Genomic DNA, 25,393 nt, shown 5'->3' with positions numbered 1-25,393 from the left:
AAAATCCACAAACCCCGAAACGGCTTGATAATCGACATATCAGCGCTCGTTACGTTTGCCAAGTTTTAAAAACAGCACTTTGTCATATGCTTATAACTGAATTTTCAGATCAAAAAGTAATAATCCCGCAATATTTTTAAGCAGATTCAGCTGGGTTTGTTAAAACTTGTGAAAATATCTGCCTGCAAGCGGCTTTTACCCTTGTGAAAAGCCCATTTCAAGGTAATATAAAGCCCCTATTTATATCATTGATTCATTGGAGAACTAAGCAACAATGAGCATTACATCTGTCGCTTCTGTATTTAAAGGTGACTTTGCGATCGGTTCGCAAGTTACGGTACGTGGTTGGGTTCGCTCACGCCGCGATTCTAAAGCTGGTATTTCATTTCTAGCCGTTTATGACGGTTCATGTTTTGATCCTATTCAAGGTGTTATACCGAATAATTTAGAAAATTATACTAATGAAGTGCTAAAGCTTACTGCTGGTTGCTCTGTGATCATGACTGGTGAAGTTGTTGAATCTCCGGGTAAAGGCCAAGCATTTGAAATGCAAGTGACCAAGGTTGAAGTCGCAGGTTTAGTTGAAGACCCTGATACTTACCCTATGGCAGCTAAGCGTCACTCAATTGAGCATTTACGCGAATTAGCCCATCTTCGCCCACGCACTAACATTATTGGTGCAATTGCCCGTGTTCGTAACTGTTTATCTCAAGCGATCCATCGCTTTTACAATGAACAAGGTTATATCTGGGTTTCTACACCACTTATTACTGCTTCTGATACTGAAGGCGCAGGTGAAATGTTCCGTGTATCGACGTTAGATTTAGAAAATCTACCTCGTAACGATCAAGGTACGGTTGATTACAGCGAAGACTTTTTCGGTAAAGAATCATTCTTAACCGTATCAGGTCAATTAAATGCTGAAACTTACGCTTGTGCATTATCAAAAGTGTATACCTTTGGCCCGACTTTCCGCGCGGAAAACTCAAATACTAGCCGTCATTTAGCTGAATTCTGGATGGTTGAACCTGAAGTGGCTTTTGCTGATTTAGATGATGCGGCCAAACTTGCTGAAGACATGCTGAAATTCTGTTTCAGAGCCGTTCTTGAAGAACGTCGTGATGACTTAGAATTCTTTGCCCAACGAGTTGAGAAAACAGCCATTGAGCGTTTAGAAGCATTCGTGACCAGTGACTTCGCCCAAATCGATTACACTGATGCCATTGAAATTCTTAAAGCTTGCGATAAGAAGTTTGAATTTGATGTTGAATGGGGTATCGACTTACATTCAGAGCATGAACGCTACCTTGCTGAAGAGCATTTCAAAGCGCCTGTTGTTGTTAAAAACTACCCTAAAGACATCAAAGCATTCTACATGCGCCTTAATGATGACGGTAAAACTGTCGCGGCAATGGACGTATTAGCACCAGGTATCGGCGAAATTATTGGCGGCGCACAACGTGAAGAACGTTTAGATGTTCTTGATGCTCGTCTTGCTGAAATGAATTTAGACCAAGAAGATTACTGGTGGTACCGTGATCTACGTCGTTATGGCACTGTGCCACACGCAGGTTTTGGTTTAGGCTTTGAGCGTCTAGTATCTTATGTTACTGGCGTGAGCAATATCCGTGACGTGATCCCATTCCCACGTTCACCTAAGTCAGCCAACTTCTAAATCTAACTGGCTCACTCAATAAAAACGCGCTTAATTAGCGCGTTTTTTTGTGGCTTTAATATAGCTATAAGATGATTGAATTTTATTCATCCAAAAGCCTTAAATAAACTAAACATCACTTTAAGTCGTTAGTTAATGATAGTGTTGGCGTACTAATTTTTTCATCGCTAACTGTTAATAATGATTTTATCTCGCAATTGTTTTACTTCATCTCTTAAAGCTGCGGCTTGTTCAAACTCAAGGTCTCGCGCATGTTGATGCATCTGCTTTTCAAGTATATCAATCTGCTTGGCTAACTCTGCAACACTTAGCACCTTAGTGTCTTTATCGCCATATTCAGGTGACTTCTCAGCAACTTTACCGAAGGCGGTATATTGATGTTTACTGTTACCACGGTGAGGATCGCCTAAGTCCATCACATCGGTGATTTTCTTAACTACCCCTTTAGGTACTTGGCCTAATTTAAGGTTATGCTCATGTTGTTTGGTGCGGCGACGTTCGGTTTCTTCCATGGCTTTTGCCATAGAATTGGTAATTTTGTCAGCATATAAAATCACTTTACCGTTAACATTACGTGCCGCGCGGCCAATGGTTTGGATTAAAGAGCGCTCGGAGCGCAAAAAGCCTTCTTTGTCTGCGTCTAAAATACACACTAAAGACACCTCAGGCATGTCGAGTCCTTCACGAAGTAAGTTAATCCCCACCAGTACATCAAATACCCCAAGCCTTAAGTCACGAATAACTTCGACTCGCTCGACGGTATCGATGTCTGAATGTAAATAGCGTACTTTCACCCCATGTTCATCGAGGTATTCAGTAAGATCTTCTGACATTCGCTTAGTTAAGGTTGTCACTAAAACCCTTTCATTTGCCGCGACACGCTTTGGAATTTCAGATAATAAATCATCTACTTGTATCGCCACTGGGCGCACTTCTAATTCAGGATCTAATAAACCTGTCGGCCTAACCACCTGCTCTGCAATTTCGCCATCACTTTGTTCAAACTCATAATCACTGGGCGTGGCAGAGACAAAAATGGTTTGAGGCATTAATTGCTCAAACTCTTCAAACTTAAGCGGCCGGTTATCTAACGCTGACGGTAATCTAAAGCCATATTCCACTAGGGTTGTTTTACGGCTTCTGTCACCTTTATACATAGCGCCAATTTGCGGCACAGTAACGTGTGATTCATCGATAATCAGCAGGCCATTTGCTGGTAGATAATCTAATAAGGTAGGCGGCCCATCGCCTTCTGTACGACCTGATAGATAGCGTGAATAGTTTTCAATACCAGAGCAATAACCCAGTTCGACCATCATTTCGATATCGTATTGCACCCGCTCAGAGATCCGCTGGGCTTCTATTAGCTTATTGTTATCTAATAGCTCCTGACGACGTTCTCTTAACTCTTCTTTAATATGTTCTGTAGCTTCTATAATCGTCTCGCGCGGAGTGACATAGTGGCTCTTAGGGTAAACAGTGGTTCTTGCTAAACGCTTAGTGACCTGCCCTGTTAATGGATCAAATTCACTGAGTTGCTCAATTTCATCATCAAATAATTCAATTCGTATTGCATCACGCTCTGATTCAGCAGGAAAGACATCAATTACTTCACCACGCACTCTAAAAGTACCGCGCTGTAAATCAATGTCATTGCGGGTGTATTGTAGTTCGCCAAGGCGAGTAATAATGTCTCTTTGGCCCATGAGATCGCCCTGTCGAAGATGCAATAGCATTTTCATATACAGTTCAGGATCGCCTAAACCATAAATTGCCGACACTGAGGCGATAAGCACCACATCCTTGCGTTCTAATAAGGCTTTGGTGGCAGAAAGCCGCATTTGTTCAATATGCGCATTGACCGAGGCATCTTTTTCAATAAAGGTATTTGACGCCGGAACATAGGCTTCTGGCTGATAATAATCATAATAAGAAACGAAATACTCTACGGCATTATTAGGAAAAAACTCTTTCATTTCGCCGTATAACTGCGCTGCAAGGGTTTTGTTTGGCGCCATGATAATCGTCGGGCGTCCTAAGGTTTGAATAATATTGGCGACCGTAAAGGTTTTACCAGAGCCCGTAACCCCTAATAAGGTCTGCTTAGCCACGCCTGCATCTAAGCCATCAACTAATTGCTTGATTGCCGTAGGCTGATCACCTGCAGGTGTATAGTCTGATACAAGATTAAAAACCGATTCTGACACTAGGTTATATCCTTCTTTGTTGAAGGTGCATTTTATACTGAAGCCATCCATCTTTGCGAATGCGATTTATAGAAAACAACACTTAGCAGTAATTTATTACATTTCAAGCGTAGAAATATGAAATATTGCTACAAACGGAGTTTTAGGCTGCATTAGGTGAACAAAGTGCCTAAATCCCTTCATGAATGCACCATTTAATACACAACATTAACTTAAGCTTGTTTACATTAAGGCTCGCTAAACAACATTCATCAGAATAAAAGCATTGCATTTCTTATCACTCTGAAATTAAACAGAATTTTATTTATGCTGAATATTGGTAGATTTTAAGTCACTACCAATGTTTATAAGGGCTTGAGGGCATATTTCAAGAGTAACACACAGGCTTATCCACAGATTTAGTGGATAAGTCATTCTAACCCAATACTGATGGGCTATTGCAATAGATGCGGTTTAATAAAATCGTAAAAAAAGTATCATGAAATAAAATTACATTTGAAAGTAAGACTTACGAACTAGAAAAAATTTACATAACAATTGCACAGTTTCGATTGTTAGCTTTTAGCAAATTAAATAGCATGTAATTAAGATCAAGCATTTAGCTTAAAATACCTGCTTGGGGCAATATCCTGACTTACTAGAATCAAGACGTTAGCTTAGTACACTCAAGCTGCATCTCACCCATTACTACTAGTGTACTTACTCCATTTTTAACTATTTAACCAAGAGTAAAACAAACTGCTGCGCAACATTTATGGGTATGCCCTTTTCGGTGGTGTTAAGAATTGTGGTTAAGTGCTAGTACCAGCGCTGCGACATAAGCAAAGCTTCAATTAAATTTAAATCCACTTAATAGCGTTACCAATAGCGCTAGCCCATGGATCATTTGGATGCCAGTTGTGACTAGAGATATCAAGCCAGCAAACGCTATAACTCAAGTCGCCAAGTAAAAATAAAACTAGCACTTTATATTAGTCGCTTGAGCAAGCAGTGGGATACGTCTTTATTTAATAACTTAGCTTGCATGAACTTAGCTATATAGAAGCGCTTAAGTAGCGTTAAGTTGCGACAAGAGGTTACAACAAGTACTAACTGCCCATGAATGACCATAAAGCTTAAATTGACCAGGCAGCACTAATTTGCAGATTCACTTGGGCACTAAAAAGTAATCTAAAAGTGACATTATGCGTATTGAACATTCAAATCAGCTTGTTTTAGCGCCGATATGAAAATATAAGCTTTAGAAATACCAAGCATTTATTTCTAAAAGCTGTTTTAATCAAAAAATAAGTTAACTAAAAAACACCCATAACGGCCATTTATAAGCCTCAATGTGTATTAGGTGAGCAGTTAACATCAATTTTTCACTTTTTTTTATATCTCGAGTTGACGGATTGATCAGGGCGTTTTACTATGCGCTCCGTTCTCAGCAATACATTGCTAAAGACGATTCCCCTGTAGTTCAGTTGGTAGAACGGCGGACTGTTAATCCGTATGTCACTGGTTCGAGTCCAGTCCGGGGAGCCAATTTAGTTTAGTTAGTTGAAAATAAAGATAAAATGCAATTCCCCTGTAGTTCAGTTGGTAGAACGGCGGACTGTTAATCCGTATGTCACTGGTTCGAGTCCAGTCCGGGGAGCCAATTTTATCTTAGTTTTAATCGATTCCCCTGTAGTTCAGTTGGTAGAACGGCGGACTGTTAATCCGTATGTCACTGGTTCGAGTCCAGTCCGGGGAGCCAATTAAAACAAATTTTGAAGTATCGATTCCCCTGTAGTTCAGTTGGTAGAACGGCGGACTGTTAATCCGTATGTCACTGGTTCGAGTCCAGTCCGGGGAGCCACTTCAAAATAGCGTAAAAAAATTAAAGTATCGATTCCCCTGTAGTTCAGTTGGTAGAACGGCGGACTGTTAATCCGTATGTCACTGGTTCGAGTCCAGTCCGGGGAGCCACTTTAATAGTAAGTTTATAAAAATGAAGTATCAATTCCCCTGTAGTTCAGTTGGTAGAACGGCGGACTGTTAATCCGTATGTCACTGGTTCGAGTCCAGTCCGGGGAGCCACTTCAATAAATCTTCAATTCCCCTGTAGTTCAGTTGGTAGAACGGCGGACTGTTAATCCGTATGTCACTGGTTCGAGTCCAGTCCGGGGAGCCAAGATTTACCTCTAGCATATCATCATGTTAAATCTCACGTTTTTAGTGTAAAACCCTCTCCTTATATATCTTTTTCTATTACAATTTAATACAGTTATATTTCTTTTTTAAGTTTATAATATCTTGAGCGCATTAATCTCATTAAACTCAAGCAATTAAGACAGGAAACGGATCATTCATGGGCTTATCAAAATCTTTCCAGTTAGTACTTTTTGTTATTTTTAGTCTGTTATTATTTCGTATTTATGACCTTGAAAATAAAGAAATGCAACGCCAAGGCCATATTGCAATTGAAAATTACACGCAACAAGTCAATTCGATTACAGAATGGAATAGTGATGGACAGGCACTCTTTCAGCAATTAAGTCAAATTTTTAGCTTTCAATTTTTCCAATACATCCACAGTACTGACAGTGATAATAACTTTACCTATGGGACGTTAGCTAAAACTGACGCCGATTTTGAAGATAAAATCTTTTCTATCGAATTAGGTCATATTAAAACCTTTGCTGACGCTCGCCTGCAAGTCAGGTTAAACACTAGTTCAGTTATCACCACAAGCTTTGTTAACCTTGAAAAAGCGGCGAGTCTGACCATTTTAGCCTATTTAGTTATTATGCTAAGTTTTGCGCTGTTAATGCATGTGCACCGCAAAGGGATAAAGTATGCATCTGATTATATTAATAATATTTCTAACCTGTCATTTCAAGCTGTAGAAACCTCAAGATTAAAAGGCTCACTTAAACCCATAGGTATTGCCCTTGAAAAGAGCCGTGGCGAATTAAAAGCCAGCATCGACAGTTTTCATCAAAAAAATGATACTCTTACCAAAGCCGCTTATCAGGATGCTGTCACTGGCTTTTCAACCAGAAGACGCTTTGACGATCAAATAAAATCTGTTTCAAAATCAGATAAGCAGCAATTTGGTGTGCTATGTATTGTTAAAGCAGCTGAACTTGCCAGTATAAATCAGTTGCAAGGACGTGAAGCTGGCGATGATTATTTGAACAAGATTGCAACTTGCATTCGAACAACTGGATCTAAGATGGGAGTCAACGAATTTTATCGAGTTTCAAGTAGTGATTTTGCATTATTTATTCATGGTATTACGGCAAAAGAATCTGAGCGGTTTTTAGATAACCTAAAAAGAAGCTTTGATGAATATGCCCAAACCATTGAACCCGATAATATTGCCAATGCCGGTTTAGTGCCTTTTGAAAACCAGTTTGACCCTCACGCGCTATTAGTGTTAGCGGATACCGCTGTCAGCATCGCGCAAACATCTGGCCTGAATAGATACCACATTCTTGAAAAATTTAATGGTAACGAACAGTTAGGCGATAACCACTGGAAAGTAACCATCAATGACCTCATTAATCGCAAAGGGGTTAAATTTTTTCAACAACCAATCTTACCTTGTAATAATCAAGTCGATGTTTATCGAGAGTTATTTGCCCGCTTCTTTAATAATGAAGGCTCCAATTTACCCACCGCCAGTGTAGTCGCAATGGCTGAGCGTCATCGCTTAAATATCGATTTAGATAAAATGCTCATTGTTCATTGCATACAATTACTCAGCACTAATCCAACTCTTAAGGGTAATTTTGGCGTCAATATTAGTGCCTCATCTGCTACCCATGAAGTCTTTGTCTCTTGGTTAACAGATATCTTATCTAGTCACCGCAGTGTCGCTGCAAGATTAATCTTTGAAGTCAATGAATCAGGTATGCAAAAAAACTTGAATGCAAGCCAACGCTTCGTTAATGAGATGCACAAAGTTGGGGTTAAGGTTGCCATTCAACAATTTGGGTTAGGTTTCTCATCTTTCAAATTCTTTAGAGAAGTTAAACCCGATTTTATCAAGCTTGACACCAGTTATAGCGATAAGATTGACCAAAACAACAACAATAAATTCTTCATCAGAATGATTGTTGATATCTCCAGAAGAATTGGCATAAAAGTGGTCGCTACTGGCGTAGAAAAGCAAGAAGAGAAGCTAACACTTGAAAAATTACTTGTTGATGGCTTACAAGGTTATTACATTGCCAGACCAGAAATTATCGCGAAAACAGATAAATAAATAACCAATGTAAGACCTTTATTCAAAAAAAGGGTTAATATTTACATAACCCTTTTTTTTATCCGTTGTTAAACCAGCCTAAACCTTAGATAATACAGCTAATCTCTTAAAGAACTCTCATATAGAAAAGTGTAGTAATGACAGACTATCTCTTACTGTTAATTGGCACAGTGCTGGTTAATAATTTTGTATTAGTAAAATTCCTTGGCCTATGCCCTTTTATGGGGGTATCTAGCAAGTTAGCTTCTGCCATCGGTATGTCCATGGCAACAACTTTTGTACTCACGTTAGCATCCATACTTAGCTACCTAACCAACGAATTTTTACTTGAACCTTTTGGTATCACCTATCTAAAAACCATGAGTTTTATTTTGGTCATTGCCGTTGTGGTGCAATTTACTGAAATGTTAGTGCAAAAAACCAGTGCATCTTTACATAGAGCATTGGGGATTTATCTCCCGCTTATCACGACCAACTGCGCAGTACTCGGTGTCGCGCTACTTAACGTCAATGAAGATCATAACTTTATTCAATCTGCAGTGTACGGTTTTGGCGCAGCGGTTGGCTTTTCTTTAGTACTAGTGTTGTTTTCAGCCATGCGCGAACGTTTAGCCGCGGCTGACGTACCTTTACCTTTTAAAGGTGGTGCTATTGCCATGATCACCGCAGGCATAATGTCGCTTGCCTTTATGGGATTTGCGGGGCTAGTTAAATAATCATGTCCAGTATTGCAATCGCTGTCATTGTGCTAACCATTTTAGCCTTAATATTTGGCTTAATTCTGGGTTACGCCTCAATTAAATTTAAAGTCGAAGGAAACCCTATTGTCGATCAAGTAGAAGCCCTATTGCCGCAAACCCAATGCGGCCAATGTGGTTATCCTGGCTGTCGACCATACGCTGAAGCTATCGCCAATGGTGATAACATCAATAAGTGCCCGCCCGGTGGCACTGCGACTATGGAGAAACTTGCGTCATTAATGGGAGTTGATCCAGAGCCATTAAACGAAGTAGCTCAGGAAACGGTTAAAAAAGTCGCCTACATCAGAGAAGATGAATGTATTGGTTGTACTAAATGTATTCAAGCCTGCCCAGTAGATGCCATTTTAGGCGCGGGTAAACTGATGCACACGGTTATTACGAAAGATTGTACCGGCTGTGATTTGTGTGTAGAGCCCTGTCCAGTTGACTGTATTGATATGATCCCAGTTGAACAAAACCTAAAAAACTGGGATTGGAAATTATCATCTATCCCAGTCACGCTTATTGATAGTGAGCATGTTAGTAGCTCAAAAGCAGCTAAAGTAAACGATGTAAATGAGGAATCTCAGTGCTAACTTTATTAGAACAAATTGATAAAGGGACTTTATGGCATTCTCCAGGTGGAATACATCCTCCACAACTTAAGACTCTGTCTAATACTCAAGCTGTACGCCAACTGCCCTTAGCAACTCAATATAGAGTACCCCTGCCTCAAGTCGGTGATTGCGCCCGTTTAACGGTAAAAGTCGGCGAGCAGGTACTCAAAGGGCAAATGCTCACTGAGGGTGAAGGCTTTATGTACCTTCCTGTACATGCGCCTACATCGGGTAAAATTATCAGTATTGAACAGCATGCGAGTAATCATGCCTCTGGTTTACCTTGTTTAACTTGCACCATTGCCGCTGATTGTAAAGATACTGCTGTGGCATTTTTGCCAGCGACATTGACAGAACTGAGTAACCAACAAGTTATTGAGAAAATTAAGCAAGCTGGCATCGCGGGTATGGGCGGCGCAACGTTTCCAAGTCATATAAAACTTAATCCAGCCAGTGAAATTGATCTTGTGATCATTAATGGCGTTGAGTGTGAACCTTATATCACCTCTGATGATGTGTTAATGCGTGAATACGCAACTGATATCATCAAAGGCATCGAAGTTATCGATTATTTGTTGAAACCTCAACGGATAATTATTGCTATCGAAGATAACAAACCGGAAGCCGCTGCAGCGATGAAGACCGCGTTAGCGCGCTTTGAATCCTTAGCTAAAATGACTCGCATCACCATCATTCCAACTAAGTATCCCTCTGGTGGCGAAAAGCAGTTGATTCAAATTGTGACCGGTAAAGAAATACACACAGGAAGCATTCCGGCTCAGCAAGGTATTGTGGTCCACAATGTCGGCACCGCCTTTGCTATTCAAGATGCGGTGTTAAACGGTAAACCTTTGATTGAAAGATTAGTGACCATCACGGGTAATCAAGTATCACAACCTGGCAACTATTGGGTACCTATCGGTACACCGATCACCCATGCTCTCAAGCAAACAAAAACTCCAGTTAAAGCCAGCAATAATACAAGTGCTAAAGTCATCATCGGTGGCCCTATGATGGGTTATGCTCTGCCTAATACTGATGTTCCAGTATTAAAAGGGACAAACTGCATATTGGTACCAAGCAGTGATGAAATCGCCCCTGATGTAGATGAAAAAGCCTGTATCCGCTGCGGAGAATGTGCAGTTGTCTGCCCTGCTCTGTTATTACCGCAACAATTATTCTGGCATGCAAAAGCCCAAGAGTACGACAAGGCCGCTAGCTTTAATTTAAAAGATTGCATTGAATGCGGCTGTTGCAGTTATGTTTGCCCCAGTGATATTCCACTGGTTGAGTATTATCGAATTGCCAAATCAGCACTCAAAAATGAAGCGGAAGAAAAATTCCAAGCTGAGCAGGCTAAAATACGTTTTGAAGCCCGCTTGCAACGCCTTGAAGATGAAAAGCGTGCCCGCGAAGAAAAATCAAGGCTCGCAGCAGAGAAACGTAAAGCCGCTATGGATAGCAGTAAAAAAGATGCTGTCGCAGAAGCAATGGCGCGTATTGCCGCCAAAAAACAAGCTGCAGCAACGCCCGCTGAAGAAACAAATAACAATACTGCCGCTACAGATAAAAGTGCAGCAGTTAAAGCCGCTATTGCCCGAGCAAAAGCCAAGAAACTCGCTAGTAGCGTTCCAGTTAATGCTGATGACACGCCTTTAACTACTAGCTCTGTAACTACTAGCACTGTTACTACTAGCAGTGAACCTAGTAACTCAGCTACAGACAAAAAATCACAAATAGCCGCAGCTGTTGCACGAGCCAAAGCGAAAAAGCTTGCTGCAAAAAATGCAACTGATGATGTATCAGCATCAGCTCAAGCTGCCAACGAACAAGTTGACGACAAAAAGGCTAAGATTGCGGCCGCCGTTGCACGAGCCAAAGCGAAAAAGCTCGCTGCTAAAAATGCAACTGATGATGTATCAGCCTCTGTTCAAGCTACTAACGTACAAGTTGATAGCGAACAAGTTGATAGCGAACAAGTTGTTAGCGAAGTTACAACAGTAACCTCAGAACCAGTTGACGACAAAAAAGCGAAAATTGCGGCTGCCGTTGCTAAGGCCAAAGCGAAAAAACTTGCGGCTAAAAATGACGCTGAAGTTGAAACTGTAGTATCAACGTCAACAACCGTCACAGAAGAACCTGCTCCAACAGATGCTATTGACGACAAAAAAGCGAAAATTGCAGCTGCTGTTGCTAAGGCCAAAGCGAAAAAACTTGCGGCTAAAAATGATCCTGAAGCTGAAGTTGAAACTGTAGTATCAACGACAACAACCGTCACAGAAGAACCTGCACCAACAGATGCTGCTGACGACAAAAAAGCACGAATTGCAGCTGCAGTTGCTAAAGCAAAAGCGAAGAAGCTTGAAAATCAGCGTAAGCTGAGTGAAAAGGAATAAACATGGCATTTAAAATAGCTTCATCTCCACATGTCAGTACCACACTGCAGACCAATAAAGTCATGCTGCGTGTTGCCTACTGTTTAATTCCAGGTATTTTAGCCCAAACCTACTTCTTTGGTATGGGGACTTTAGTGCAAATCATTATTGCCGTAGTAACAGCCTTAAGCGCTGAAGCTTGCATAATGAAGTTACGCAATAAATCAATTAAAACTGCCTTAGCAGATAATAGCGCCTTGGTTACCGCATTATTAATCGCCGTTGCCATCCCCCCGTTAACACCTTGGTGGATGACGGTTATAGGCAGTCTTTTTGCCATCGTAATCGTAAAGCATTTATATGGCGGGCTAGGTAACAATATCTTTAATCCTGCCATGGCGGCATATGTTCTGTTACTGGTTTCGTTTCCAGTACAAATGACCTCATGGGTTGCACCAGCAGAACTTGCTAGCAATCATGTGGGCATAATGGCGGCATTAAACTCAATATTTGAATTATCCAATGTGGATATTAATCTATATCGTCTTGGCATCGACGGTCATACCATGGCGACACCGTTAGACACCTTCAAAACTGATTTATCTATGGGGTTAACTAGCGCCGAAAGTTTACAGAAGAATGTTTTTGATGGCATAGCAGGTGTTGGCTGGCTTTGGGTCAATGTTGCATATCTATTCGGCGGCCTTGTGATGTTAAAACTCAAGGTGATCCGCTGGCAGATCAGTACTGGCATATTATTAGCGATATTTATCTGTGCAGGTGTGGGATTTTTATTGAATCCAAGTACCCATGCTAGCCCTTTACTGCACCTGTTTTCTGGTGGCACCATGTTATGTGCTTTCTTTATAGCCACCGACCCTGTTACCGCAGCAACCAGCCCTCGGGGCAGATTGTTATTTGGCGCTATCATAGGCGTGCTTATTTTTGTCATTAGAACATACGGAGGCTACCCTGATGCGGTCGCCTTTGCTGTTTTACTTGCCAATATGTGTGCCCCATTTATTGATTACTACATTCGTCCACGTTCATACGGCCATAGAGCAGGAAATTAAACAGGATTTATTATGTCTAATATTATTACGCGAAATGGCCTGATACTTGCGATATTTGCTTTGTGTTGCACTGGTTTAGTGGCAAGCGTGAACTATTTAACTGCTGACAGGATTATTGACCAGCAACGCAAACAACTTACAAGCGTACTGCAACAAATCATACCTCAAGCAATGCATGACAATGCGTTAACTGACGATTGTATTGCCGTGATTGATCAAGCATATTTGGGCAGCGACCAAGCGCTATCTGCCTATATTGCCAAACAGGGTGATTTACCCGTCGCAATAGCCATTAAAGCCATTGCCCCTGACGGTTATAACGGTGATATCAAACTTATTATTGGAGTCGATAACGACAACACTCTACTAGGCGTAAGAACCTTAGCCCATCAGGAAACACCAGGCTTAGGTGACAAAATTGATTTAAGAAAATCTGACTGGGTTTTAGCCTTTGCTGGGTTAGCTTTTAATTCAAACGATAAACCATTAGCTGTTAAAAAAGATGGTGGTAACATCGACCAATTTACCGGGGCGACCATTACCCCAAGAGCTTATGTCAAAGCGATTAATAATGCCCTAACCTATGTCAAAAACAACAGGCAAACGCTTTATAGCACCATAAACCAATGTGGACGAGATCATGACTAATTACCGCGAAATAGCTTGGCAAGGATTGTGGAAAAACAACCCCGGATTGGTTCAGTTATTAGGCTTATGTCCGTTATTAGCTGTTACCGCTACGGTAACTAACGCTTTAGGCTTAGGTGTTGCCACACTTCTAGTGCTGGTCGGTTCCAATGTACTGGTATCATTGGTGCGCAACTTTGTTCCAAAAGAAATCCGTATTCCAGTGTTTGTGATGATCATTGCCGCACTAGTAACCTGTGTGCAGCTGTTAATAAATGCTTATGCCTATGGCTTATATCTTTCTTTAGGTATTTTCTTGCCCTTGATTGTCACCAACTGTGTGATCATTGGCCGAGCAGAAGCCTTTGCATCACGCAACAATGTTAGCAGCGCTGCATTTGATGGACTTATGATGGGGCTTGGATTTACCGCCATTTTAGTGGTGCTTGGCGGAGTACGTGAAGTACTTGGCCAAGGCACTTTATTTGATGGTGCAGAGCTACTGCTAGGTGACTGGGCAAGCGCACTGACGATTCAAGTCTTTCAACTCGATAGCCATTTTTTAATTGCAATGTTACCGCCGGGGGCGTTTATCGCCATGGGACTGTTAATTGCCCTTAAAAATGTTATTGATGCAAAACTTGAAAGCCGTCAACCAAAACAACAAAGTGAAGCCATAGCTCGCGCCAGAATTACCAAGGTTAGCTAATAGATGAACAAACAAAAACGATATGAAATGTTAACCCGTCTTCGGGACAATAACCCTAAACCTGAAACTGAATTAAACTTTTCATCGCCGTTTGAATTGCTGGTTGCCGTCACCCTGTCGGCCCAAGCAACCGATGTCAGCGTCAATAAAGCCACTGACAAGTTATTCCCTGTTGCCAACACAGCTCAAGGAATTTACGATCTTGGCGTTGATGGTCTAAAAACTTACATTAAAACCATTGGGCTTTATAACAACAAAGCGATAAACGTTATTAAAGCCTGTAAAATCTTAATTGATCAACATGGTGGCGAAGTACCCGAAAATCGTGAGGCATTAGAAGCACTGCCTGGCGTTGGCCGTAAAACCGCCAATGTCGTACTCAACACCGCATTTGGTTGGCCTACTATTGCCGTTGATACGCATATTTTTAGAATGGCGAATCGCACTAAATTTGCGATGGGTAAAAATGTCGACCAAGTTGAAGAAAAAATGCTAAAAGTCGTACCGGCAGAGTTTAAAGTCGATGTACATCACTGGTTTATTCTCCATGGCCGCTATACTTGCATCGCCCGCAAACCCAGATGTGGTAGCTGTTTGATAGAAGACCTTTGCGAGTATAAAGATAAGGTTTACCCAGAAGATTAATAATCTAACATCTTATTATTTATCAATTTTTGTTAGTTTTTATTTTAGCCTCTCCACGAACCATTGCCTTCCAATTGGCAATGGTTTAACTGTTAAATAGCATCCCGTAAATACCATTTATCCCCCAAATCAGTTAATACTTTTGCACTAATAAAATGTTAATACTGTGATATGTTTTGCTTTCATTATAAGCTGTTGATAATTGCACCTGTTTGTCATAACCATTACAGCTAATTCATCTAAATGCTCAATATATAGTGAGAATTATTTGTGGCTTGGAGCACTGCTCAAGTCACTCAAAAACATTTCGAAAAGGATATTTCGTGACTCAAAAAGACACTGCTTGGGTTGAATACGCTAAAGCAATAGGCATTATGTTAGTGGTGTATGGCCATGTAGCCCGTGGCATTTATCATTCGGGCATAGATTTACCCGTTCCTTTTTACAAACTAGCCGATAGCCTAGTTTATAGTTTTCACATTCCGCTTTTTTTCTTTTTATCAGGGTTATTCTTTGTTACATCATTTCAAAAGAGAGGACCGAAAGAATTAGTTTTCAGTAAAATTGATACTATTTTTTACCCCTACTTATTGTGGTCAATATTACAAGGTTCATTAGAAGTACTTTTACCTAGCTACACCAATGGAAGTACCTCTTTTACTGACGTGCTTTCACTGCTGTGGGCCCCTCGAGCACATTTTTGGTTCTTATATGCTTTATTGTTAATTTTTGCATTAACGACGCTAGCATATCGTTTATTGCCACAACGCTTCAGCGCTGTGTTCGGCATTTTCAGCATTATTATGTATTTAACTAGTACGTTGATTTCAGATGATAAAATCATTAATTACATTACTGAAAACACAGCTTTTTTTGCGCTCGGCATTATTTTTTCACTGCATATAAAAACGCAGTGGCTTGATAGTAAATTAGCCCTTATCGGATTATTTTTGGCTTTCATATTAGGACAATGGATATTTCACGGTTATCTGTCATTAGAATATCGTGATAGAGGTATACAGTCTTTGTTACTGGCTATAATTTCAATTGGTTTTATCGTTTCTTTATCTATTCATCTGGCAAAATTTAACCTAAGTTTTTTTGCTTATTTAGGCCGCTCTTCAATGGCAATATATCTGATGCATGTTGTTGCGGGCGGAGCCGCTAGAGCACTACTAAATCAACTAGGCATACATGCTTTTGTCGAGCAACTTGTTATTGGTTTTATCTTTGCCCTGTTAGCACCGCTGGCTGTTTTAGTGCTGATCAATAAACTAAAAATGCCTTATATGTTTTCAGCGCCATTGTGTTCTGGCTTAGCTAACATATTTACTAAAGCTGCAAAATTTACCCATAAAAAGAAGCAAAAAGGCACTTCGTTTGACTAGGTCAAATTTAAGGCACAAAAAAACCGCTATAAGCGGTTTTTTTGTGAATATTTTCAGCAAGTTTTAAAACATTGATACAAAAAATGCGCTGAAACATACTGCGATTACTACTGAGGTACCAAGAGCCATTTTTAGTTCTGTTGTCATTATCTTGTCTCCAAATGAATATAAGTTAATTTTAGCTTTTAATAATTATTTTCCTATTCTTTAACAACAAAACTGTGAACTAAAACGTAAATTTTAACCTGAAATCAATTTTATATCTCAGATGAAAATTTGTTATGCTTGAACAGTTACTTACATACATTCAATTATCGAGAATATTATGTCACAACTTCTTCATACCATGATCCGTGTTGGCAACCTTGACCGTAGCATTGAATTTTATACCCATGTTATGGGCATGAAATTATTACGAAAATCAGAAAATGAACAATACCAATACACCCTCGCCTTTGTCGGTTACGGTGATGAATCAACCGGGCAAGCTGTAGTTGAATTAACTTACAACTGGGGTACTGAGAGTTATGACTTGGGTACAGGCTTTGGCCACTTAGCCATTGGCGAAGAAGATATTTACGCTCGCTGTGAAGCCATTGCTGCTGCAGGCGCTAATATCACTCGCGCACCTGGACCTGTTGCTGGCGGCAGTACTGAAATTGCCTTTGTTGAAGATCCTGATGGTTACAAAATTGAGCTAATCCAAATGAAGTCTGCGACTAAGGGCTTAGGTTAACGATAAGCTTGGTTATCTGAATGCAAACACAAAAAAGCCAGCGTTAGCTGGCTTTTTATTGAGTTCACCTAAGTTGTAATGGCTTAGAACTTAAATGATACACCTGCATAGATTTGACGACCAATGGTGTCATACACTTCAGGAACTGTACCCGCATCGTTTTCACTTGGGATCATCAGTGGCTCTTCATCGGTTAAGTTTTTAATACCAATATTAGCTGACACTGCGTCGCTGAAGAAATACGTTGCTGATATATTGTGGTAAAGAATTGAATCAATCGGAGCATCCGTGTTGATGTCATTCATTTCGCCGATATAACGGTTTGAATACATTACACTCCAATCACCCTGTCTAGCACTGATGTTAAAGTTGTTTTTGTATTCAGCGTAACCACCGAACATACCACCAATTGTACCTGTATAATTTTGACCATCTTGCTCAAACTTAATCAAGTGAGTTAAATCGTTATTGATTTTCCAATCTAAACCAAATGCTTCAAAGCTATAAGCCAAGTTAAAGTCAATACCGCTTGTGTCTTGGTAACCTACGTTTGTTAGTGGGTTACTTAGGTCAGATAAATCGCCATCTTGACCAATACTAAAAGTTTCACATGCACTTACATCGCCAGCAAAACAGTTATTTAGACCCGCTTGAACATCTAAACGTGCAATAGCGTTGTCAATCTTAAATCTCCACCAATCTAGGGTGATTGATAAACCATCAACATAGCTTGGTGAGTAAACTAAACCTGCAGTGTAAGATTCTGAAGACTCAGCGTCTAAATTTTCATCTGAGGTGTAGTTTACTAAAATTTGGTGATCTAACTCATTACCCCAAGGATCATCTAGGAAATCGAATGAACCTGAGTTGCCGCCGAATAATTCACTCACACTTGGTGCTCGGAAACCGGTGGCCGCAACAGTACGAAGCATTAAATCATCAGTGGCTTCATAGGTTAAGCCTACTTTCCAAGTAGCTGCATTACCGAAGGTCGAGTAATCATCATAACGTAGGGCAAACTCACCGGTTAGCTTTTCAGTGAAAGGTACACTGACTTCTTGGTATACTGAGAATACATCGAAGCTACCATCAGTTGGATCTTGTTGCGCTGCAGTACCTTCACCAGCAACAATCACTGGATCTGGGTTGTAGTAACCGCTTTCATGACGGTACTCTGCACCGATTGCGAAAGCCACGGCGCCGGCATCTAAATCAAACGCTTCGCCGCTGATCACACCAGCAATAACATGTTGATCGTTACCGCCATCTGTTTGCTCTGTGTAGCTAACGGCATTAATCATGTCTTGACTCATAGGGTCGCCACCAAACCATGCATCTTGATTAGCATTGATTGATTTTATCATGTTGCCTTCATGGATCGAATTATGTACCCAAGTATCAGCTTTGTTACTGCCGTAGGTATATGATACATCCCAGTCCAAACCGGTATTAACATCTAAATAGCCCGCTAAGCCGGCAGATACACGTAACGTATCCGTTTCTTGCTCATAGATACGGTTACCAACGTCATTCATACGTTTACGATAGTTAATAAAGCCCTTTTCATCAGCTCCGATTCCACCTGATATCATTGCATCATCTAGAGTAATACAATCATCTTGCTTAATATTACCTTCACAGACTTTTAAATCTAAGTTAGCAGGTTGAGCCGCCATCATTTGGCTAGATTTACGTTTTGTGTAAAGTAAATCACCGCTTAAAGTTAGGTCATTTGAAAATTCGTGGTGACCGTTAGCAAAGAAACTATAGCGTTTATTTGGCGTTTGTAACCAGCTATCTTGGGTGAAGTCATAGCCTTGCTCTTGAGCAATCCAATCACCGTTATCATAATTTTTGACTTCTGTGACATTGTTTCCTTTATCATCAAAAATAGGATTACCATCAGAATCTAGCTTATTACCAACGATGCCGCCTTGTGGCGTAAAAGAGCTATCACCTTTTGAAACCCAATCACGATCGCCCTGCATCACGCCTTTACGTTCTGAGTAAGCTAAACCAAAGGTCACATTACCCCTGCCTGTATCGAAGCCATATAATGCACTTAGCTCAATATTTTCAGCATCACCTTTGTCAGTTGCGCCACCATTAATGTCAAACTGGAAGCCTTCAAAGTCTTTCTTAGTAATGATGTTTACAACACCAGCAATGGCATCAGATCCATAAACAGCAGAAGCACCGTCTTTCAAGATTTCAACGCGAGCAATCATAGCAACTGGAATCGTGTTCAAATCTACTGCACTGTCAGCGCCAGAACCTGAGTTAACCATACGACGGCCATTTAATAGCACTAATGTTCTGTTTGATCCCATACCACGTAAATCAACTTGCGCGACACCATCAGACCCGTTGTTGGTGGTAGCACCTGCAGCCATACCGGCCATCGCAGGTTGAGATTGTAGAATTTCGTCTACAGAGTTATAACCTTCCGCTTTGATAGCACTGGCGTCAATCACAGTAACAGGCGATGCTGTTTCCATGTCTTGACGTTGAATACGGGAGCCCGTAACAGCAATTCTTTCAACGTTTGCAGATTCTTCTGCTGCATAAGCAGTTACCGATACGGCTGAAGTAGCAGAAACTGACGCTAATAAAGCGAAGTTGATACTGTTCGATAGTTTAGTTCTTTTAGTCATTTGTTGCTCCCTGGTGATATCTTTTCTTATTCTATGTACGCAATTAAATAAGTATTTAAATTTGCGTTGAACTAGATACTGTATAACCAGAGATATTTCGTCAAACCACTAACCTTTAACTTTTAAGCGTTATTTTGTTAAAGACTTACGACCATAAGTGTTAATACTCATAAGTAGCTATCGCACTAAAATAGAATTTATTTCACAAAGCAGTGAATAACACTGCCAACAAGCATTAAATAAAGAGTTATCATCTAGTACGAAAATAACATTTTTAATACTTATCAAAACAAATATATGTGACAATGATCACACAATATTATTGAACCTTGCGCAATATAAAACATATTTAGTCAGTTGCTATTCAGTTAATGAGCTGTTTACGATCCAAAACACTGTAACCCGCACCAGTACTGCATCTTTATAGGAACAACAACTGTGCTTACTATTTGAACAAGTATATTTATAACAATGAAAGGTAATTTTATCTGTAGGATTGTTTGTATAGCTCAATTAAATAGCATCAGCTTTTAACAAGTACAACACAAGCAGCTGTTAGGTTATTACAATTTAACAATTGAGTATTATGCCATCCGGTATGTTTTATTTTTAATCATTTATAAATGTTACAATTCTTCGATAAGTTAATAATGAATATTTATTCAATACTGCACCATTATTTATAAGCAAAAAAAAAGGAAAGCCTTAGCTTTCCTTTTTTTATTACAACAAATTAAACTGCTGGTTTTATGATATCAAAGTGCAGGTATGCTCTATCTGTTGCAATGCGGCCACGTGGGGTTCTTTGTATAAAGCCTTGTTGGATTAAAAATGGCTCTAATACATCCTCAATGGTTTCTCTGTCCTCACCAATAGCAGCGGCAAGGTTATCTAAACCCACAGGCCCGCCCATGAACTTATCAATGATGGCTAACAATAATTTTCTGTCTAGATAATCAAAGCCTTCTAAATCAACATCAAGTAAATCCAGCGCTTTTTGTGCAACCTCTGCAGTTACAAAGCCATCATGCTTTACTTCAGCGTAATCGCGAACACGTCTTAACAAACGATTAGCGATACGAGGTGTTCCCCTTGAGCGTTTTGCAATTTCAAAGGCGCCCTGCTCATCGATGGGTAATTCCATGACTTTGGCTGAGCGAGTCACAATGGTACAAAGATCTTTTACGTTATAAAACTCAAGACGTAGTGGAATACCAAAACGGGCCCGCAAAGGCGACGTTAACGCCCCCGCTCTAGTGGTGGCGCCAATTAGGGTAAAGGGGGGTAAATCGAGTTTAATGGAACGCGCTGCAGGTCCTTCACCAATCATAATATCTAATTGATAATCTTCCATGGCTGGATAGAGAATTTCTTCCACTACTGGGCTTAAACGGTGTATTTCATCGATAAATAGCACATCACCATGTTCAAGGTTTGTCAGAAGTGCAGCAAGATCGCCCGCTTTTTCAAGTACAGGCCCTGAAGTAGACTTAATATTTACGCCCATTTCATTGGCAACAATCATCGCCAGCGTAGTTTTACCTAAACCTGGAGGGCCAAATATCAACATATGATCTAAGGCTTCTTCGCGTTTAAGCGCTGCCTCAATAAACACTTTAAGCTGGGCGCGGGTATCATCTTGACCAGTATAGTCTTCAAGCATTTTAGGGCGCATTGCCCTATCAATATGTACTTCTTGCTCAAATTCTTGTGGTTGTATTAAGCGATCTGCTTCTATCATTTATATCTCTTTAATTAAGCAATTAAATACCGGAGTTAAAGCATCGATTTTAGCGCAGCTTTAATTAATACTTCGCTGGTCATGCCGTCTGAATAAGCTGTTATCACCGCTTTACTCGCTTGCGCGGGTTTGTAGCCTAATGACACTAATGCGGCAATGGCATCTTCTTCGGCATTGTTTTCAACCACTGCAGGTTGATAGTTACTTTGCAATGCAAACTCACGCTCGGAGCCCGCAGAGGCTTCGAGTAAACTTTTCAGTTTATCGCGCATTTCAATAACCAAGCGTTCTGCGGTTTTTTTACCGACACCGGGTAGCTTAACTAAGGTCACGATATCGTCACGCTCAACACAATTAACAAACTCGCCAGCGGTCATACCTGACAAAATGGTAAGCGCCAGTTTAGGGCCAACACCATTGGTTTTTATTAATAAACGAAATAACGCTCGCTCTTGCTTAGTAATAAAACCATAAAGTAATTGCGCATCCTCACGCACTACAAAGTGGGTGTATAGCATTGCGGTATGGTTTAGTTCCGGTAACTCGTAAAAACTGGTCATTGGTACCTGTAACTCGTAACCAACGCCATTAACATCAAGGACAATTTCTGGGGCCTGTTTCTCAACCACCAATCCGCATAATCTTCCAATCATTTGTATCTTCCATATGTGCGGCTTTGAGCTTTTCCGCCCATTGCAATTAAACTTTGATAAGTGTGATAGTGACAAATAGCAACGCCAAGTGCATCGGCTGCATCAGCTTGAGGCGCAGCAGGCAATTTAAAAATTTGCTGGATCATATGCTGAACTTGCGCTTTTTGCGCGCGCCCCGTCCCTACAACAGCACTTTTAATTTGGGTTGCACTGTATTCAGCAACCGGCAGATTAGCATTCATGGCCGCCACAATGGCTGCGCCGCGTGCTTGTCCAAGCTTTAGAGCCGAATCGGCATTTTTTGCCATAAAAACCCGTTCAATGGCAAATTGATCCGGTTGGTACTGCTTGATGATTTCAGTAATGCCGTCAAAAACTTGTTTTAATCGAGTCGGTAAATCATCTGCAGAGGTTCGAATACAGCCACTACCTAAATACAGTTGTTGTCTGCCTTGGCACTTTATGATTCCGTAGCCAGTAATGCGCGAACCTGGGTCAATGCCTAATATTGTTGTCACAGTTTTAAGATATCCTTAACCCAGACTTTCCATTACTTCGTCTGATATTTCTGCATTGTGATACACCTCTTGAACATCATCATGATCTTCAAGGTTATCAATCAAGCGCATAAATTTTGCGGCAGTATCAGCATCTAGATCAGCTTTTGTCCCTGCAATCATGGTGACTTCGGCATTTACAGCTTCAAACCCTGCTGCATCAAGGGCATCTTTTACACTGCCAAATGCATCAGGCGTGGTGAGCACATCAAATGCACCATTATCATGGGTAACCACATCATCTGCACCCGCTTCTAAGGCGGCGTCCATCAGTTGATCTTCATCGACGGTATTTGGATAAGAAATAACCCCTGATTTAGTAAACATGTAAGCGACTGAACCATCGGTGCCTAGGTTACCACCTGACTTACTGAATGCATTGCGCACGCCAGAGACAGTTCGGTTTTTGTTGTCGGTCATGGTTTCAACCATCACCGCTGTTCCGCCTGGGCCGTAACCTTCATAAATAATGGTATCAAGCTGCTGACCATCAAGCTCGCCGGCGCCACGTTTTACTGCGCGCTCGACTGTGTCTCGGGTCATATTATTTGATAAGGCTTTGTCTATTGCAGCCCGTAGACGCGGGTTAGCATCAGGATCTGAGCCGCCTTCTCGTGCTGAAACTGTTAACTCACGAATAAATTTACTGAATAGTTTGCCACGCTTGGCATCTTGGGCCGCTTTACGATGCTTAATATTGTCCCATTTACTGTGTCCAGCCATGGTAAGTCCTTTAAATTTCTGGTCTCAATACCTGTTAGATTACACACTTCGGTATTATAAAAACAGACCGAGGCATAAGCCTCGGTTTGTTATTTTATCAATGTAGCCAAACTTTAGATTACTCTTCAGTAGTTGGCTTCTCTTGTGGGATAACATTGATACCTAATTCAACTAACTGTTGCGGGTTAGCAAAACCTGGCGCATTGGTTAACGGACAAGCCGCTGTGGTTGTTTTAGGGAATGCCATAACATCACGAATAGAGCTTGCACCTGTCATTAACATGATGATGCGATCTAAACCAAAGGCTAAACCTGCATGAGGTGGTGTACCATAACGTAATGCTTCAAGTAAGAAGCCAAACTTCTCGTTCGCTTCTTCATCTGAAATACCTAAGATACGGAATACCGCACTTTGCATCTCTGCATTATGGATACGCACTGAACCGCCGCCTAATTCGCAGCCATTTAATACCATATCGTATGCATCTGAAATCGCAGCAGCTGGATCGGCTTCTAATTGCTCCGGCGTGACATCACATGCTGCGGTAAACGGATGGTGAACAGCGTGGAAACCACCGTTAATTTTCTCAAACATTGGGAAGTCAACAACCCACAATGGACGCCATTCGCCTTCAAGTAGGTCAAAATCTTCACCGGCTTTAAGACGTAGTGCTCCCATTGCTTCAGCAACAACATTGGCTTTATCAGCGCCAAATAACACGATGTCACCCGTTTGTGCACCTGTACGGTTGATAATTTCGTTAACGATTTCTTCGTTTAAGAATTTAAGTACTGGTGACTGAATACCTTCAATGCCAGCAGATAAGTCGTTAATCTTCATCCACGCTAGGCCTTTAGCACCGTAGATGCCAGCGTACTTAGTGTAGTTGTCAATTTGTTTGCGAGACAAAGATGCGCCTGTTGGAATGCGTAATGCCGCAACGCGACCTTCAACATCGTTAGCTGGACCACTGAATACTGCAAATTCTACGTCTTTAACCAAATCAGCGATATCCACTAACTCTAGTGGGTTACGTAAATCAGGCTTGTCTGAACCAAAACGTGCCATGGCTTCTGCGTATGGCATACGTGGGAATTCACCTAAATCGACATTTAATAAGTCGCTAAATAAACCACGAACCATTGCTTCAGTTTTCGCCATCACTTGATCTGACGACATGAAAGAAGTTTCGATATCAATTTGAGTAAATTCTGGTTGACGATCTGCACGTAAATCTTCATCACGGAAACATTTTACGATTTGGTAATAACGGTCAAAACCAGACATCATCAACAATTGCTTAAACAACTGTGGTGACTGAGGCAAGGCAAAGAATTGACCTTTATAGGTACGGCTTGGGACTAGATAATCACGAGCGCCTTCTGGTGTTGCTTTGGTTAAGATTGGCGTTTCAATATCTAAAAAGCCGCTGTCATCAAGGAAACGACGCACAGCGCTGGTCACTTTAGAGCGAAATACGATTCTGTCAGCCATTTCTGGGCGACGTAAATCTAAGTAGCGGTATTTTAAACGCTGCTCTTCACTATTGTTTTGGTAGTTATCCATGCTTAATGGTAGCGGCGCAGAAGCATTGATAATTACTAAGTCTTTACCTAATACTTCAATTTCACCGGTTTTCATTTGTGCATTGATTTGGCTGTCAGGTCTTGCACGCACCACGCCTTTAACTTGTACACAAAATTCACCACGTAAACTACTGGCAACCTTGAAAACATCTTCTAAGTCCGGATCATAAACAACTTGTACAATCCCTTCTCTGTCACGAAGATCTAAAAAAATCACGCCACCTAAATCACGGCTACGGTTTACCCAACCTACTAAGGTGACTTCTTGACCAAGATGAGACTTATTGACGTCTCCACAATATTGACTGCGCATTTAACTCTACCCTTAATTCGGTAATAGGTTCTAAAAAATAATTCTGTTAAACATTAGATAAATAATGCTAGCAACTATAGTACTTAAACAACGTCAACGACGTGATAAATAAATCCGAACATTATTTTACTACAAG

General features: G+C 40.8%; 18 protein-coding genes and 7 tRNA genes. 18 read left to right on the top strand and 7 right to left on the bottom strand.

Features of this window, described 5'->3' with window-relative positions:
• Positions 1-274 precede the first annotated feature (274 nt).
• Positions 275-1,675, top strand: coding sequence for an asparagine--tRNA ligase (gene asnS / locus BM739_RS01110; RefSeq protein ID WP_076536420.1), 1,401 nt, complete (start codon positions 275-277; stop codon positions 1,673-1,675).
• A gap of 167 nt (positions 1,676-1,842) precedes the next feature.
• On the opposite strand, the gene uvrB is transcribed toward asnS, so the two are convergent.
• Complete coding sequence (gene uvrB, locus BM739_RS01105) at positions 1,843-3,882, bottom strand: excinuclease ABC subunit UvrB (protein ID WP_076536418.1); 2,040 nt, start codon at positions 3,880-3,882, stop codon at positions 1,843-1,845.
• A gap of 1,451 nt (positions 3,883-5,333) precedes the next feature.
• On the opposite strand from uvrB, the gene BM739_RS01100 reads away from it, so the two are divergent.
• The 17 genes from BM739_RS01100 to gloA all read left to right on the top strand — a co-directional run bounded on the left by BM739_RS01100 (position 5,334) and on the right by gloA (position 17,029).
• Positions 5,334-5,409 (top strand) — tRNA-Asn (locus BM739_RS01100).
• 39 nt (positions 5,410-5,448) lie between these two features.
• Positions 5,449-5,524 (top strand) — tRNA-Asn (locus BM739_RS01095).
• 23 nt (positions 5,525-5,547) lie between these two features.
• Positions 5,548-5,623: transfer RNA gene (locus BM739_RS01090), tRNA-Asn, on the top strand.
• A 26-nt stretch (positions 5,624-5,649) separates the two neighbouring features.
• A tRNA-Asn gene (locus BM739_RS01085) sits at positions 5,650-5,725 on the top strand.
• 34 nt (positions 5,726-5,759) lie between these two features.
• Positions 5,760-5,835, top strand: a tRNA-Asn gene (locus tag BM739_RS01080).
• A 35-nt stretch (positions 5,836-5,870) separates the two neighbouring features.
• A tRNA-Asn gene (locus BM739_RS01075) sits at positions 5,871-5,946 on the top strand.
• Positions 5,947-5,964: 18 nt separating this feature from the next.
• A tRNA-Asn gene (locus BM739_RS01070) sits at positions 5,965-6,040 on the top strand.
• 177 nt (positions 6,041-6,217) lie between these two features.
• The gene (locus BM739_RS01065) at positions 6,218-8,119 is read left to right on the top strand and encodes a GGDEF domain-containing protein (protein WP_076536416.1); all 1,902 of its coding nucleotides are present in this window, start codon (positions 6,218-6,220) and stop codon (positions 8,117-8,119) included.
• A gap of 137 nt (positions 8,120-8,256) precedes the next feature.
• Complete coding sequence (rsxA, locus tag BM739_RS01060; protein WP_076536414.1) at positions 8,257-8,835, top strand: electron transport complex subunit RsxA; 579 nt, start codon at positions 8,257-8,259, stop codon at positions 8,833-8,835.
• Between the two features lie 2 nt (positions 8,836-8,837).
• Positions 8,838-9,455, top strand: a complete 618-nt coding sequence (gene rsxB / locus BM739_RS01055) for an electron transport complex subunit RsxB (RefSeq protein WP_076536412.1) — start codon at positions 8,838-8,840, stop codon at positions 9,453-9,455.
• Positions 9,449-11,872, top strand: coding sequence for an electron transport complex subunit RsxC (gene rsxC, locus BM739_RS01050; protein ID WP_076536410.1), 2,424 nt, complete (start codon positions 9,449-9,451; stop codon positions 11,870-11,872). The genes rsxB and rsxC overlap by 7 nt, the downstream gene beginning before the upstream one ends.
• 2 nt (positions 11,873-11,874) lie before the next feature.
• Positions 11,875-12,924: an electron transport complex subunit RsxD gene (gene rsxD / locus BM739_RS01045; protein ID WP_076536408.1), complete on the top strand. Its 1,050-nt coding sequence runs from the start codon at positions 11,875-11,877 to the stop codon at positions 12,922-12,924.
• Positions 12,925-12,936: 12 nt separating this feature from the next.
• Positions 12,937-13,572, top strand: coding sequence for an electron transport complex subunit RsxG (rsxG, locus tag BM739_RS01040; protein ID WP_139326787.1), 636 nt, complete (start codon positions 12,937-12,939; stop codon positions 13,570-13,572).
• Positions 13,565-14,260: an electron transport complex subunit E gene (locus BM739_RS01035; protein WP_076536406.1), complete on the top strand. Its 696-nt coding sequence runs from the start codon at positions 13,565-13,567 to the stop codon at positions 14,258-14,260. The genes rsxG and BM739_RS01035 overlap by 8 nt, the downstream gene beginning before the upstream one ends.
• A 3-nt stretch (positions 14,261-14,263) precedes the next feature.
• A complete protein-coding gene (gene nth, locus BM739_RS01030) occupies positions 14,264-14,905 on the top strand; it encodes an endonuclease III (protein WP_076536404.1) in 642 nt (213 codons plus the stop codon).
• Positions 14,906-15,228: 323 nt separating this feature from the next.
• Positions 15,229-16,293, top strand: a complete 1,065-nt coding sequence (locus BM739_RS01025; RefSeq protein WP_254843437.1) for an acyltransferase family protein — start codon at positions 15,229-15,231, stop codon at positions 16,291-16,293.
• 325 nt (positions 16,294-16,618) lie between these two features.
• On the top strand, positions 16,619-17,029 hold the full coding sequence (gene gloA / locus BM739_RS01020; protein WP_076536402.1) for a lactoylglutathione lyase: 411 nt from the start codon (positions 16,619-16,621) through the stop codon (positions 17,027-17,029).
• 83 nt (positions 17,030-17,112) lie between these two features.
• Here gloA and BM739_RS01015 read toward each other — a convergent pair whose 3' ends face one another.
• The 6 genes from BM739_RS01015 to aspS form a co-directional block, all read right to left on the bottom strand.
• Positions 17,113-19,683, bottom strand: coding sequence for a TonB-dependent siderophore receptor (locus tag BM739_RS01015; RefSeq protein ID WP_076536400.1), 2,571 nt, complete (start codon positions 19,681-19,683; stop codon positions 17,113-17,115).
• Between the two features lie 733 nt (positions 19,684-20,416).
• Positions 20,417-21,424: a Holliday junction branch migration DNA helicase RuvB gene (ruvB, locus tag BM739_RS01010; protein ID WP_076536398.1), complete on the bottom strand. Its 1,008-nt coding sequence runs from the start codon at positions 21,422-21,424 to the stop codon at positions 20,417-20,419.
• A 35-nt stretch (positions 21,425-21,459) separates the two neighbouring features.
• Complete coding sequence (gene ruvA, locus BM739_RS01005) at positions 21,460-22,077, bottom strand: Holliday junction branch migration protein RuvA (RefSeq protein WP_076536396.1); 618 nt, start codon at positions 22,075-22,077, stop codon at positions 21,460-21,462.
• Positions 22,074-22,595 carry a crossover junction endodeoxyribonuclease RuvC gene (gene ruvC / locus BM739_RS01000; protein ID WP_076536394.1) on the bottom strand — a complete coding sequence of 174 codons (522 nt, stop codon included), beginning with the start codon at positions 22,593-22,595 and terminating at the stop codon, positions 22,074-22,076. Before ruvC ends, ruvA begins: the two co-directional genes overlap by 4 nt.
• Before the next feature lie 15 nt (positions 22,596-22,610).
• Entirely contained in the window at positions 22,611-23,357 is a 747-nt protein-coding gene (locus tag BM739_RS00995; protein ID WP_076536392.1) for a YebC/PmpR family DNA-binding transcriptional regulator, read from the bottom strand.
• Between the two features lie 118 nt (positions 23,358-23,475).
• Positions 23,476-25,257, bottom strand: coding sequence for an aspartate--tRNA ligase (aspS, locus tag BM739_RS00990; protein ID WP_076536390.1), 1,782 nt, complete (start codon positions 25,255-25,257; stop codon positions 23,476-23,478).
• Between the last annotated feature and the right edge of the window lie 136 nt (positions 25,258-25,393).

This window comes from Shewanella sp. UCD-KL21, assembly GCF_001957135.1.
Taxonomy (GTDB): domain Bacteria; phylum Pseudomonadota; class Gammaproteobacteria; order Enterobacterales; family Shewanellaceae; genus Shewanella.
This window is presented reverse-complemented; position numbering and strand designations above follow the sequence as displayed.